This window comes from Lutibacter sp. HS1-25 (assembly GCF_004121075.1).
Lineage (GTDB): Bacteria > Bacteroidota > Bacteroidia > Flavobacteriales > Flavobacteriaceae > Lutibacter.
The window spans coordinates 136,459-150,221 of sequence record NZ_RHLN01000001.1 but is presented as its reverse complement, the minus strand read 5'-3'; the positions used below and the strand labels follow the sequence as shown (position 1 = coordinate 150,221).

Here is a 13,763-nt window from a genome sequence, read left to right as displayed (position 1 = left end):
ATAATCACATAGGCGGTTTAAAAAAAATTAAAACACAATTAAAACCTGTCTAAAGTAGTTAAAACACTGTAAAATATGAGTAAATTACTAATTGTTGGCACAGTTGCCTTTGATGCTATTGAAACTCCTTTTGGAAAAACAGATAAAATTTTAGGTGGTGCTGCTACTTATATTGCACTTTCTGCATCTCAATTTGATGTAAAAACAGGAATTGTATCGGTTGTTGGAGGTGATTTCCCTAAAGAATATTTGAAAAATTTAAATTCTAAAAATATAAATACTGATGGTATTGAAATTGTTGAAGACGGAAAAACTTTCTTTTGGAGTGGAAAATACCACAACGATTTAAATACCAGAGATACTTTAATTACCGATTTAAATGTTTTGGCAGATTTTAACCCTGTGGTTCCTGCCGAATTTTTAGATACCGAGTTTTTAATGTTGGGTAATTTACATCCTGCCGTTCAAATGTCTGTAATTAAACAAATTCCAAACAGACCAAAGTTAGTTGTACTTGATACTATGAACTTTTGGATGGACAACGCTTTAGATCAATTACTTGAAGTAATTTCAAAAATTGATGTAATTACTATTAATGATGAAGAAGCTCGTCAATTATCTGGAGAATATTCGTTGGTAAAAGCAGCTCAAAAAATTCACAAAATGGGACCAAAATATGTGGTGATTAAAAAAGGTGAACATGGTGCATTGTTATTTAATGATGATAATGTGTTTTTTGCACCTGCACTTCCATTAGAAGAAGTTTTTGATCCAACTGGCGCAGGAGATACTTTTGCAGGTGGTTTTATAGGACATTTAACAAAATCTGAAGATATTTCATTCGAAAATATGAAAAGAGCTGTGATTTCAGGATCAAATTTAGCTTCGTTTTCTGTCGAAAAATTTGGAACAGAACGTATGGAAAACTTAACAAAAGAAGATGTTCAAAAACGTTTATTGCAATTTAAATTATTAACTCAATTTGACATTGAATTAGCTTAAAAACAGCTACTGCATACGTGCAGTATTTTTTATTTATATTAACTCGTTTACTAAAATAACTATTATGAGTGATGCTCTAAAGCACGAATGTGGAATTGCAATGGTAAGATTGCTAAAACCTTTGCAATATTATAAAGACAAATATGGTTCTGCATTTTACGGTTTAAATAAAATGTACTTGCTAATGGAAAAGCAACACAATCGCGGACAAGATGGTGCAGGTTTGGCAAGTATTAAATTTAATGTAGACCCAGGTACTCGATATATTAGCCGTATCCGTTCAAATGCCGACCAACCAATTCAAGATATTTTTGCGCAAATTAACGGTCGTTTAAACGCTTTAAACGAAGAACACCCTGAAAAAGTAGACGATGTACAATGGCAATTAAACAACGCTCCTTATATAGGTAACTTGTATTTAGGCCACGTTCGTTATGGTACTTTTGGTAAAAACAGTATAGAAAGTGTACACCCATTTTTACGCCAAAGTAACTGGATGCATAAAAGCTTAATTGTTGCAGGAAACTTCAACATGACCAATTCTAAAAAAATGTTCGACGATTTGGTTAATCTTGGTCAACATCCAAAGGAAATGACTGATACTGTAACAGTTATGGAGAAAATAGGTCATTTTATTGATGATGAAGTTGCCAAATTATACAAAAAAATAAAACACGAAACTGGTGTAAATAAAAAAGATGCTTCTCCTTTAATTGAAGAGCGAATCAACATTAAAAAAATTCTGAAACGCTCTGCTAAAATATGGGATGGCGGCTACGCAATGGCTGGTTTATTAGGTCATGGTGATTCATTTGTATTACGTGATCCTGCCGGAATTAGACCTGCGTTTTATTATAAAGATGATGAAGTTGTTGTTGTTGCTTCTGAACGACCAGTAATTCAAACTGTTTTTAATGTAAATATTAAAGATGTAAAAGAAATTGATCCAGGTTGTGCTTTAATCATTAAAAGAAATGGTAAAATTACCATGAACCGTATTAAAGACGAGCTACCTAAAAAATCTTGTTCTTTTGAGCGTATTTATTTTTCACGCGGTAGTGATGCCAGTATTTATAAAGAAAGAAAAGATTTAGGAAGATTGGTTTTTCCTCAAATTTTGAAAAAAATTAACAATGATATGAAAAACACCGTGTTTTCATACATTCCAAATACTGCTGAAACTTCTTTTTACGGTATGCGTGAAGCTGCTGAAGATTTCTTAAACCTTCAGAAAACAAAGGCAATTTTATCAGGAAAAAAAGAAATTTCTGCTGAAAAAGTTACACAAATACTTTCCCAAAGACCTCGTATTGAAAAATTAGCAATTAAAGATGCTAAACTTAGAACTTTTATTGCTGATGATAATAGTCGCGACGATTTAGTTGCTCACGTTTACGATGTAACTTATGGCATTGTAAAACCAAACGACAATTTGGTAATTATAGACGATAGTATTGTACGCGGTACTACTTTGAAAAAAAGTATTATTAAAATTTTAGATCGTTTACATCCTAAAAAAATAATTATTGTTTCATCGGCACCACAAATTCGTTATCCAGATTGCTACGGAATTGATATGGCAAAAATGGGTGATTTTATTGCTTTTAGAGCTGCTTTAGACTTGTTAAAAGAGCAAAATATGTATCATATTGTTGAAGAAGTTTACAAAAACTGTAAAACGCAACAACCATTAGAAGATACCGAAATTACCAATGCAGTTACAGCCATTTACGAACCTTTTACCAATGAGCAAATCTCAGATAAGATTGCTGAAATGCTAAAAACTGAAGAAATAAATGCTGAAGTGGAAATTATTTACCAATCTGTTGAAAATTTACATTTAGCCTGTCCTAATCATTTAGGAGACTGGTATTTTACAGGAAATTATCCAACACCTGGAGGAAACCGTGTTGTAAATGATTCATTCATTAATTTTTATGAAGGAAACAACCAAAGAGGGTATTAATATTGTATTTTAAATTATATAAAAACCCCATTTAATACAAGCTATTAAATGGGGTTTTAATTTTAAAAAATATTGAACTTTTAAAATTACTTTTGAAGTTTAATTGAATCTAAAACAATATTTGAAGGAACAACAATTGCCAAAGAATCAATAGCCAGTGAATCTATTGCTACAACTATGGTATCCTTTTTAGGTGAAGGCACACCTTTTCTAGACAAGCAATCGTACATATTAAGCACCTCTTTTGAAGGTTTTTTAAACTTACCCGTTAAATAATATTTAAACGAAGGATTGTTGTTTAACGACTTTAAAAAATTACCATTTACAGGCAATGCGGTATGCGAAGCTTGTCCGTTGTTCATTGTTTTAAAATGAATTGCAGGATTTTCAGCACCAACCCAGGTTCCTGTAACTAAATTTGATGTAAGCCCAAAAAACCAGCCATCAGCTTGAGATTGAGACGTACCTGTTTTTCCTCCCAAATCACAGTTATACAAACCATAATCGTATTGCAAAGACGCTGCCGTACCGTTTCTAATTACTTTACCAAGCATTTCAACCATAATTTCAGCCGTTTGTTCAGAGTATACAGGCTTTTTAACCTCTTCATTAAAAATTGGTAAACTCTCCCCTTCTCTACTAACTATTTTGGTTACAAAAACTTCGTGCATGGGTTTACCATAATTAGGAAAAGTAGTATAGGCACGTGCCATTTCTAACAACGATAACTCTGCAGTACCCAAAGACAATGAAGCAATTTCAGGCAATGCTGTTTCTATACCCATTTTTTGAGCCAAATTGATAATGTTTTTCAACCCAGCTCTTTCCATCAACTGCACAGTTACGGTATTTGTTGAAGCTGCCAAAGCTCCCCAAACACTAAATTCACCCCCATAAATCCAGTCCGAATTTTTTGGTTCCCAATCTTCATACTGAGGATATTTAATCAAAATATTTGGAAACATTTCACAAGGAGAAACCCCTTTTTCAATAGCGGTAGTGTACACAAATGGCTTAAAAGTACTACCAACCTGACGTTTTGTTTTTACATGGTCATACTGAAAATGTTGCTCGTTTATACCTCCAACATACGCTTTTATATGTCCAGTTTGTGGCTCAATAGCAATAAAACCAGCGTGTAAATGTTTTAAATAATGTTTTATAGAATCTAAAGGCGACATTGTTACTTGTTGATCGCCATTCCAAGTAAATATTTTCATAGGAATTGCAGTATTAAAATTTGCTACAATGTTGTTTTCTGAAATTCCTTTTGCCTTTAAACGCTTATATCTACTTGAATTTTTAATTGCATTTTCTAACACTACTGGTGTTTTACTCCAAGGTTCTTCATTGCGCCATTCCGAATCAAATTCTTGTTGTAATTTTTTCAGTTGCTTTTTCAATGCCTCTTCAGCATATTGCTGCATTTCATAATTTAGAGTGGTATAAATTTTTAAACCATCTTTATACAAATCATAATCCTTTCCACTTGGTTTTTTATTTTCTTTTAACCAATTATTCATTTCTTTGCGCACAAATTCAGTAAAGTATTTTGCTTTTCCAACATGACGAACTAATTTTTTCTCATTTGTAATAATTGGCAAATCTGATAGTGAATCTTCTTCCTTTTTTGTAATAAACTTATTTTCCTGCATTAAATTTAGCACAATATTTCGTCGTTTTTTTGAAGCTTCAGGAAATTTTATAGGGTTGTAAGTATAACTTGCCTTTAGCATACCAATTAAAACAGCACTTTGTTCAATAGTTAATTTTGAAGCCGTTGTACCAAAAAAACGTTGTGCTGCACTTTCTAATCCGTAAGCCGATTGCCCAAAAGGAACGGTATTAAAATAAAATTCGATCAACTGTTCTTTGGTAAATTGCTGTTCTAATTTATAGGCAGCAACCATTTCTTCTAATTTATTAATTGGCGTTGAAAAAAATCGATGGTTTTTACGTGGAAAATAATTTTTAACCAATTGCTGGGTAATGGTACTACCTCCTCCAGCACTTTTATCACCCATTATAATTGTTTTAACCAACACCCTAAATAAACTTTTAATATCTACACCGCTATGCTCAAAAAAACGTGCGTCTTCTGTAGCAATTAAACCATTTACAAGGTATTTTGGAATGGAATCAAAAGGAATGTTAATTCTATTTTCTTTATCAAACCGATACAACAAAACATTGTCTGCCGAATAAACTTCTGAAGCTTCCATGTTTTGAAAAAAAGACACTTCCTGATAAGTAGGAACGCGACCAAAATAACCACGATATATAGCTGTAAAAAAGGCTATAGTTGCTAAAACACCCAAAATAAAGAAATATTTTAAGCCTTTTCTAAAGGTGAAATTTTTAAAATTAAATTTCAATAAAAATTGTTTGACACTATTTAAAATACTATTCATTTATATAGAAATAAAAACGCGCAAAAGTCTTCTATTTTTTTGAAATAGAGACCAATACCTTATATTATTTTTAAAAAAATATTTCTTGGTATTTTTATACTTTACAATATTAAAACATTAAAATATTTTAATTCTTTTAAAAATAATACTTTTGTTAAAATTATTGTCTTAAATGAAAGGATTTCTTCAAAAGCTTAAAAAGTTTGTTATAAAATTAACAATCGCTTTTTTAACAATTTCAGTAGCATTTGTAATAGTATACAAATGGGTTCCTGTGCCATTTACACCTTTAATGCTTATTAGAAATATTGAACACTGGTCTAAAGGTGAATCTGCCCATTTTAGTCATAATTGGGTTTCAATGGATCAAATTTCACCAAATTTGGCAAAAGCCGTTATTGTAAGTGAAGATCAAAAATTTACAACACATTTTGGATTTGATATGGAAGCTATGGAAAAAGCTTACGAAGGCAATAAAAAAGGTAAAAAAATAAAAGGTGGTAGCACTATTACCCAACAAACTGCTAAAAATGTTTTTTTGTGGCCAAAACGCAGCTATATTAGAAAAGGATTTGAAATGTATTTTACTTTTTTAATTGAAGTTTTTTGGAGCAAAGAGCGCATTTTAGAAGTGTATTTAAACAGTATTGAAATGGGCGATGGCGTTTATGGAGCCGAAGCAGCGTCTAAGCATTGGTTTAGAAAACCCGCTTCAAAATTAACAGCTTATCAGGCTGCATCAATTGCTGCAATATTGCCAAATCCCAGAAAATACAAAGCAAGCAATTCATCGACCTATATTGAAAAAAGAAAAAGTTGGATTGTAAAACAAATGGGATATTATGGCCCGCTAAAATTTGAATAAAAAAAGCCCGCAAATTGCGAGCTTTTTTTAGTTAGTAGTAGTAACTTATTTAGTAGTAGTAAATAATGTTATTTATTTTCAGCGTATAATTTTTCTACGTGATTCCAGTTAATTACATTAAAAAATGCATTGATGTAATCTGGTCTTCTATTTTGATAGTTCAAATAATAAGCATGTTCCCAAACGTCTAAAGCTAAAATTGGGAAACCTCCGCAACTTACACCTGGCATTAATGGATTGTCTTGATTTGGTGTAGAACAAATTTCTACTTTTCCACCTTTATGAACACATAACCAAGCCCATCCTGAACCAAAACGTGTTGCAGCTGCTTTTGCAAATGCATCTTTAAAAGCATCAACTGAACCATATGCTGCTTCAATAGCGTCTCTTAGCTCACCTGTTAAATACCCTTTACCTTCTGGATTCATTACATCCCAAAACAAACAATGGTTGTAAAAACCACCACCGTTATTTCTAACAGCCGCATTGTTCATATCCAATCCTCCTAATATTTCTTCAATAGACTTTCCTTCTAAGTCAGTTCCAGCAATTGCATTATTTAAATTGTTGGTATATCCTGCGTGGTGCTTAGAGTGGTGTATTTCCATTGTTCTAGCATCAATATGTGGTTCTAACGCATCATAAGCGTACGGTAATTTTGGTAATTCAAAAGCCATAATAGTATTTTTTTAATTTAACTTATCTATTGTAAAGGTAAACAACGGTTTCCATAAAGAAAAGTTAAAAAAATCGAAACTTTTTATAGTATCATTGTTTTATATTATAATGCTTGCTTTATAGTCTAAGATTTAAGCTAATAAGTAGCTAAAAAACAATAAAAAAAATGCATCCGAATGGATGCATTTTAAAAACTTAAAATTTGAAATTGAAATTGAAATTAGTAATTAGTAATTAGTAATTAGTAATTTGCATCATTTGGATACTTAGCCATAAATTCTTCAGCCTTGGTAACCATATTTTTACTTCCACAGAAAAAAGGAACACGTTGGTGTAATTCTGAAGGTTCAATATCTAAAATTCGTCTATAACCGTCGGTTGCTTTTCCATTTGCTTGCTCTGCTAAAAAAGCCATTGGATTACATTCGTACAACAAACGTAATTTACCTTTTGGTCCAATAGAACTTGTTGGATACAAATAAATACCTCCTTTGATCATATTTCTATGAAAATCTGAAACCAACGATCCAATGTAACGCGATGTATATGGTCTGTCCTCTTTTTCTTCCTGACAATATTTTAAATAATCTTTAACACCTTGTGGAAAATGAACATAATTTCCTTCGTTTATAGAGTAAATTTTACCGTTTTCAGGAAAACTAAAATTTGGGTGCGATAAGTAAAAAGTACCCAAAGCCGGATTTAAAGTAAACCCATTAACACCGTAACCAGATGTGTAAACCAACATAGTAGATGTACCATAAACAACATAACCTGCAGCTACTTGCTGATTGCCTGGTTGTAAAAAATCTTTCAATTCTACAGGAGTTCCAACAGGTGTTATTCTTTTATAAATAGAAAAAATAGTACCCACCGATACGTTTACATCAATGTTTGAAGAACCATCAAGTGGATCAATTAAAACAACATATTTATTTTGATTGCTACCGTCTTTACCACAAATAGTCACAAAATCATCCTCTTCTTCACTGGCAACCCCACAAACAATCTCTCTGTTTATCAATGTTTTCATAAAAACATTGTTGGCATACACATCTAATTTTTGCTGATCTTCTCCTTGAATATTTGTTGCTCCTGCAGCGCCCATAATATCAACCAAACCTGCTTTGTTTACTTCGTGGTTTACAATTTTAGCTGCTAATTTAATAGATGATAGTAGTCTAGAAAATTCACCTGTGGTTGATTTATAATGCTTTTGATTTTCAATAATGAATTCTCCTAAAGTTGAGTTGTTATTTTCCATATAAAAAAATTAAGTTGTAGTTTATACAAATATCGTTAAATATATTTTAAAAACTGTCCTTTACAATACTGTATAAATAAAGAATTTTTTACTTTTACCAATATAAAAACCTCAAAAAATAGGTAATGAGTTTTACAATTAGAGACGGAAAAAAAGAAGATTTACCTTCAGTTTTAAAATTAATTAAAGAATTGGCACATTTTGAAAATGAATCTGATGCTGTTGAAGTTACTTTAACCGATTTAGAAAAAGATGGTTTTGGCAAAAATCCATTATTTCAATTTTTTGTTGCCGAAATAAATGAAGAAATTGTTGGAATGGCATTGTTTTACCCACGTTATTCAACTTGGAAAGGACCAACCATACATTTAGAGGATTTAATTGTAACTGAAGACAAAAGAAGACTTAAAATTGGAAGTGCCTTGTATAAAAAAGTAATAGAATACGGTTTTAACAAAGGTATAAAACGAATTGAATGGGCTGTTTTAGATTGGAACGAAGCTGCAATAGCTTTTTATGAAAGTACTGGCGCTAAGGTTTTAAGAGATTGGGATACTGCTCAGTTTCATTATGAAGAAATGAAAAACTATTTAAATAAGTGAAAGTATACAAATTTGGAGGTGCCTCAGTAAAAGATGCTGAAGGAGTTAAAAATGTGGTGAACGTATTAAAAAACGAAGGTTTTAAAAATACACTCATTGTAATTTCTGCTATGGGAAAAATGACCAATGCCTTTGAAGAAATTGTAAATGCTTATTATCATAATTCGCCTAATTTAACTGAGAAAATTGACTTTGCTAGAAATTATCACGTCAATATTTATAATCAATTGTTTTCAACAAAAAATGAAAATACTTTATTTGAAATTGATTTGTTATTTGGGCAATTAAGTGGATTTTTTATAAACAACAAATCTAAAGACTACAGTTATATTTACGACCAAATTGTTGGTTTTGGCGAGCTACTTTCAACCAAAATTGTAAGTGCTTATTTAAATGAAATTGGCATAAACAACCAATTTATTGATGTACGCAATTTTATTAAAACCGATGCTAATTATAGAGATGCATCTGTAAATTGGACTGAAACTTTAAAAAATATTGAAAATTTAGATACCAGTAAACTTTGCATTACACAAGGTTTTTTAGGTGGTACAGCTAAAAATATAACTACAACGCTAGGTCGAGAAGGATCAGACTATACAGCTGCAATTTTTGCACATTGTTTAAATGCTGAAAGTGTTACTATTTGGAAAGATGTTGATGGTGTTTTAAATGCAGATCCTCGTTTTTTTGAAAATCCTATATTATTGGAGCAGATTTCGTACACCGAAGCTATTGAAATGGCATTTTATGGCGCTTCTGTAATTCATCCAAAAACATTAAAACCTCTCGAAAACAAAAATATTCCATTGTTTGTGCGCTCTTTTTTAAACTTAAATTCAAAAGGAACACAAGTTAGAAAAGGTTTAAATCTAGTACCAGAAACTTCATGTTTTATTTTAAAACAGCAACAAATTTTAGTTTCAATATCGGCGCTTGATTTTTCATTTATGGTTGAACACAATTTAAGTGATATTTTTAAACTGTTACATCATTACAAACTCAAAGTAAATTTAATTCAAAATTCAGCTTTAAGTTTTTCGGTTTGTGTGGAAGATAAATTCAATAATTTTGAGCAGTTTATAGCCGAAATAAAATTAAAATATAAAGTCAATTTTACTGAAAATGTTTCACTATATACCGTTAGACATGCCAGTGAAAATGCGATATTAGAAATTGAACAAAAAGGCAAATTATTGTTAAAACAACTCACCCAAGAAACTGTACAGTTTGTGATGCAATAAAATTGCTTATGTTTGTATTTTAATTAATTTTTTTTTAATGAGTTTAGTTACGGCAAAGGAGGTTGCAAAAGCTATAAACCTTAGTAAATATGGGTTTATTGGCACTTTTTTTGGTTGGATAATCATGAAATTTCTCAGATTATCTAAAATCAACCGAATTTACAACAAACACAAGCATTTAGAAGGACTTGATTTTTTTTCTGAACTGTTGGATGATCTTCAAATAAAATTTGAAATCCCAGAAGAAGATCTAAATCGCATTCCAAAAACAGGTGCATTTATTACCGTTTCTAACCATCCGTTAGGTGGTATAGATGGTATTTTATTACAAAAATTATTAATTGAAAAACGACCTGATTTTAAAATTATAGGTAATTTTTTATTACAAAGAATTGAACCCATAAAACCTTATGTTTTACCTGTAAATCCGTTTGAAGACAGAAAAGACGCACAATCGAGCGTTTCTGGCTTGCGATATTCTTTAAAACATTTACAAGATGGAAACCCTCTTGGAATTTTTCCTGCAGGAGAAGTTTCGACTTATAAAGACGGTAAATTAATTGTAGACAAACCTTGGGAAGAAAGTGCTGTAAAATTTATTAAAAAAGCAAAAGTACCTGTTATTCCCATTTATTTTCATGCGCGTAACAGCCGCTTGTTTTATTTCTTATCAAAAATAACTCCAACCTTACGTACCGCAAAATTACCTTCAGAATTGCTTTCGCAAAAAGGCAGGGTTATTAAAGTTAGAATTGGCAAACCTATCTCAGTTCTAGATCAAGAATCTTATTCAAATACGCAGGATTACGGTGATTTTATTCGTAAAAAAACTTATATGTTGGCAAAACCATTTGAAAAAACTGCCAAAACATTAAGTCAAACATCTCTAAAATTATCAAAACAGCAACCTAAAGAAATTGTAGCACAAAAAAACAATCATAAAATAATAGCTGAGGTTGAAAAATTGAGAATAGACAATCGCAGGTTATTAGTAAGTAAAAATTACGAAGTGTTTTTTACATCTAGCAAAGCCATTCCTAATTTGATGTTTGAGATTGGTCGTTTGCGCGAAATTACTTTTAGAGAAGTTGGTGAAGGCACTAATGAGTCTATTGATTTAGATGCTTTTGATGGCTACTATCATCATTTATTTTTATGGGATAATGAAGCTGAAAAAATGGTAGGTGCTTACCGTATGGGCTTGGGTAAAAATATTTATAAACGCTACGGAATTGAAGGTTTTTATATCCATACTTTATTTAGATTTGAACCTGAATTACACTCTATGATGGAAGGTTCTATAGAAATGGGAAGAGCCTTTATTATTACCGAATATCAGCAAAAACCAATGCCTTTATTTTTACTTTGGAAAGGCATTGTACACGTTACCTTGCGTTATCCAGAATACAAATATTTAATTGGCGGCGTAAGTATTAGCAATAAATTTTCAAATTTCTCAAAATCGTTGATGATTGAGTTTATGAAATCTCATTACTACGATCCATATATTGCGCAATACATTCACCCAAAAAAGGAATACAAAGTTAAGTTAAAAGATGCCGATAAAGATTTTGTTTTTGATGCTACACAAGCTGACATGAACAAATTTGACAAAATTATAGATGAGCTAGAACCTGGAGCTTTGCGTATGCCTGTATTGATTAAAAAATACGTAAAACAAAACGCTCGATTGGTTGCTTTTAATGTGGATCCTAAGTTTAACAATGCCATTGACGGATTGATGTATATAAGAGTTTCAGACATTCCTGAAAGCACCGTTAAACCCGTAATGGAAGAATTTCAGGCCGAATTGGAAAAGAGCTTAGAAAACGGAAACAATTCAACACCTAAAATAGAAGAATAGATTTAAGTTTATGATAGCTCTAAGCTATTTTAAGCAAAAAAAATGGCTTCAACTTTATCCACAATGGTTTGTGCTAACTTTACGTTAGATTCAACTGTCCAACCTGCAATATGTGGCGAAAGCAATACATTTTCAGCTTTAATTAAATAGCCAAAAGCTTCAGGTAAATTGTTGTTTTCAAATAAATTTTCGAACGATAATTTCTCGTATTCAAGCACGTCTAAACAAGCGCCTAGTACTTTTTTACTTTTTAAAGCTTCAACCAAATCTTTAGTTACAACAGCAGAACCTCTTGCAGTATTAATTAAATAAAATGGTTTTTTAAATTTTTTGATAAAATCAGCATTAAACATATTGTGAGACAATGCATTAAATGGCGTGTGCAAACTCAAAACATCTGCTTTTTCTTGTAATTCTGATAACGAAACCTGCTTACAATTTTGATCACCTACACCTTCTTTTATATCGTAACAAATTACTTCAACATCAAAACCTTTTAATTTTTTAGCAAAGGCTTTTCCCATATTTCCATAACCAATTATACCAACGGTTTTACCATCAAGTTCAACACCCCTGTTGGCTTCACGCAACCATTTACCTTCACGTATTTCTAAATCGGCTTTTTTTAGGTTATTGAAAAGTGCAAGTAACATACCCAATGCATGTTCTCCAACAGCATTTCTATTGCCTTCTGGCGCAGCAATTAAATGAATTCCTTTTTTTTCAGCATAAGAAACATCAATACTTTCTAAACCCGCACCTACTCTGGCAATAAACTTTAATTTACTGGCTTTGTCTATAAATTGTTGATCAATTTTAAACCGACTTCTAATAACTATACCATCATAATTGTTTATTTTTTCTTCAATTTGAAGTTTGCTTGAAGTATAATCACTATCACAAATACAACCTAGTTTTTCTAGGCCATTTTGAAGAATTTCATGATTGGTATCTATAAGAAGAACTTTCATTTATTTCTATAATTGGCTGAAATTATGAATTTAAAAAAATACGAAGATTTTAAACGTAAATTTTAATATTGTTCCTTTTCATTAGGAAAATCTTTGCTTTTTACATCGGTAATATAACTCTCAAAAGCATTTGTCATATCAGTATACAAGTCTAAATAGCGACGTAAAAAACGTGGTTCAAACTCGTGTGTCATTCCCAACATATCGTGCGTAACTAAAACTTGTCCGTCTACTCCATTTCCTGCTCCAATTCCAATAACAGGTATCGATAAACTTTCAGCAACTTCTTGAGCTAATTTGGCAGGTATTTTTTCTAATACAATTGCAAAACAACCTAAATCTTCTAATAATTTAGCATCAGATTTTAACTTTTCAGCCTCTTCTTCTTCTTTTGCTCTCACAGTAAAAGTTCCAAATTTATAAATAGATTGTGGCGTTAAACCTAAATGTCCCATTACAGGAATTCCGGCAGTTAAAATTCGTGAAATTGATTCTGCAATTTCGCTTCCACCTTCTAATTTAACTGAATGACCACCAGATTCTTTCATAATTCGAATGGCTGAATCTAAAGCGCTTTTAGAATTTCCTTGATAACTACCAAAAGGCAAATCTACCACCACTAAAGAACGACTTGTTGCTCTAACAACCGAGCTTGCGTGGTAAATCATTTGATCTAAAGTAATAGGCAAAGTAGTTTCATGACCAGCCATAACATTTGATGCCGAATCTCCAACTAAAATAATATCTATACCAGCATTATCTACTATTTTTGCCATTGTATAATCGTAGGCAGTTAACATGGCAATTTTTTCGCCATTATTTTTCATGTCAGTTAATGACTTGGTAGTGATTTTTTTGTAACTCTTTTTTGCAGTTGACATCTTATGCTTTTTTAA

General features: G+C 31.4%; 11 protein-coding genes. 6 read left to right on the top strand and 5 right to left on the bottom strand.

Features of this window, described 5'->3' with window-relative positions; all coding sequences use genetic code 11:
- Window positions 1–75: 75 nt before the first annotated feature.
- Together EC396_RS00605 and EC396_RS00600 are read left to right on the top strand one after the other, a co-directional pair.
- A complete protein-coding gene (locus EC396_RS00605; protein WP_129364756.1) occupies window positions 76–1,002 on the top strand; it encodes a PfkB family carbohydrate kinase in 927 nt (308 codons plus the stop codon).
- 64 nt (window positions 1,003–1,066) lie between these two features.
- On the top strand, window positions 1,067–2,968 hold the full coding sequence (locus EC396_RS00600) for an amidophosphoribosyltransferase (protein WP_129364755.1): 1,902 nt from the start codon (window positions 1,067–1,069) through the stop codon (window positions 2,966–2,968).
- A gap of 86 nt (window positions 2,969–3,054) precedes the next feature.
- Here the strand turns inward: EC396_RS00600 and EC396_RS00595 are convergent, their stop codons facing one another.
- Window positions 3,055–5,343, bottom strand: coding sequence for a transglycosylase domain-containing protein (locus EC396_RS00595; RefSeq protein ID WP_164975171.1), 2,289 nt, complete (start codon window positions 5,341–5,343; stop codon window positions 3,055–3,057).
- Between the two features lie 208 nt (window positions 5,344–5,551).
- Between EC396_RS00595 and mtgA the strand changes: the two genes are divergently transcribed.
- Window positions 5,552–6,244 (top strand): monofunctional biosynthetic peptidoglycan transglycosylase, encoded by a 693-nt coding sequence (gene mtgA, locus EC396_RS00590; RefSeq protein WP_129364753.1) that lies wholly within the window; start codon window positions 5,552–5,554, stop codon window positions 6,242–6,244.
- A gap of 68 nt (window positions 6,245–6,312) precedes the next feature.
- Here mtgA and EC396_RS00585 read toward each other — a convergent pair whose 3' ends face one another.
- A complete protein-coding gene (locus EC396_RS00585; RefSeq protein ID WP_129364752.1) occupies window positions 6,313–6,921 on the bottom strand; it encodes a superoxide dismutase in 609 nt (202 codons plus the stop codon).
- Window positions 6,922–7,163: 242 nt separating this feature from the next.
- Complete coding sequence (fbp, locus tag EC396_RS00580) at window positions 7,164–8,186, bottom strand: class 1 fructose-bisphosphatase (RefSeq protein ID WP_129364751.1); 1,023 nt, start codon at window positions 8,184–8,186, stop codon at window positions 7,164–7,166.
- Window positions 8,187–8,311: 125 nt separating this feature from the next.
- Here fbp and EC396_RS00575 point away from each other — a divergent pair, with 125 nt between their 5' ends.
- The 3 genes from EC396_RS00575 to EC396_RS00565 are packed head-to-tail and all read left to right on the top strand — an operon-like array spanning window position 8,312 to window position 11,896.
- Window positions 8,312–8,788, top strand: coding sequence for a GNAT family N-acetyltransferase (locus EC396_RS00575; protein WP_129364750.1), 477 nt, complete (start codon window positions 8,312–8,314; stop codon window positions 8,786–8,788).
- Window positions 8,785–10,032, top strand: a complete 1,248-nt coding sequence (locus EC396_RS00570; RefSeq protein WP_129364749.1) for an aspartate kinase — start codon at window positions 8,785–8,787, stop codon at window positions 10,030–10,032. The genes EC396_RS00575 and EC396_RS00570 overlap by 4 nt, the downstream gene beginning before the upstream one ends.
- A 37-nt stretch (window positions 10,033–10,069) precedes the next feature.
- Window positions 10,070–11,896: a lysophospholipid acyltransferase family protein gene (locus EC396_RS00565; RefSeq protein WP_129364748.1), complete on the top strand. Its 1,827-nt coding sequence runs from the start codon at window positions 10,070–10,072 to the stop codon at window positions 11,894–11,896.
- Between the two features lie 29 nt (window positions 11,897–11,925).
- Here EC396_RS00565 and EC396_RS00560 read toward each other — a convergent pair whose 3' ends face one another.
- The gene (locus EC396_RS00560) at window positions 11,926–12,867 is read right to left on the bottom strand and encodes a 2-hydroxyacid dehydrogenase (RefSeq protein ID WP_129364747.1); all 942 of its coding nucleotides are present in this window, start codon (window positions 12,865–12,867) and stop codon (window positions 11,926–11,928) included.
- A 62-nt stretch (window positions 12,868–12,929) separates the two neighbouring features.
- Window positions 12,930–13,748: a 3-methyl-2-oxobutanoate hydroxymethyltransferase gene (gene panB, locus EC396_RS00555; protein ID WP_129364746.1), complete on the bottom strand. Its 819-nt coding sequence runs from the start codon at window positions 13,746–13,748 to the stop codon at window positions 12,930–12,932.
- Window positions 13,749–13,763: the final 15 nt, after the last annotated feature.

Excerpts from the sequence above, each read along its gene's own strand:
- EC396_RS00605 (WP_129364756.1), top strand. The coding sequence starts at position 76 with ATGAGTAAATTACTAATTGTTGGCACAGTTGCCTTTGATGCTATTGAA.
- EC396_RS00600 (WP_129364755.1), top strand. The coding sequence starts at position 1,067 with ATGAGTGATGCTCTAAAGCACGAATGTGGAATTGCAATGGTAAGATTG.
- mtgA (WP_129364753.1), top strand. The coding sequence starts at position 5,552 with ATGAAAGGATTTCTTCAAAAGCTTAAAAAGTTTGTTATAAAATTAACA.
- EC396_RS00585 (WP_129364752.1), bottom strand. The coding sequence starts at position 6,921 with ATGGCTTTTGAATTACCAAAATTACCGTACGCTTATGATGCGTTAGAA.
- fbp (WP_129364751.1), bottom strand. The coding sequence starts at position 8,186 with ATGGAAAATAACAACTCAACTTTAGGAGAATTCATTATTGAAAATCAA.
- EC396_RS00575 (WP_129364750.1), top strand. The coding sequence starts at position 8,312 with ATGAGTTTTACAATTAGAGACGGAAAAAAAGAAGATTTACCTTCAGTT.
- EC396_RS00565 (WP_129364748.1), top strand. The coding sequence starts at position 10,070 with ATGAGTTTAGTTACGGCAAAGGAGGTTGCAAAAGCTATAAACCTTAGT.
- EC396_RS00560 (WP_129364747.1), bottom strand. The coding sequence starts at position 12,867 with ATGAAAGTTCTTCTTATAGATACCAATCATGAAATTCTTCAAAATGGC.
- panB (WP_129364746.1), bottom strand. The coding sequence starts at position 13,748 with ATGTCAACTGCAAAAAAGAGTTACAAAAAAATCACTACCAAGTCATTA.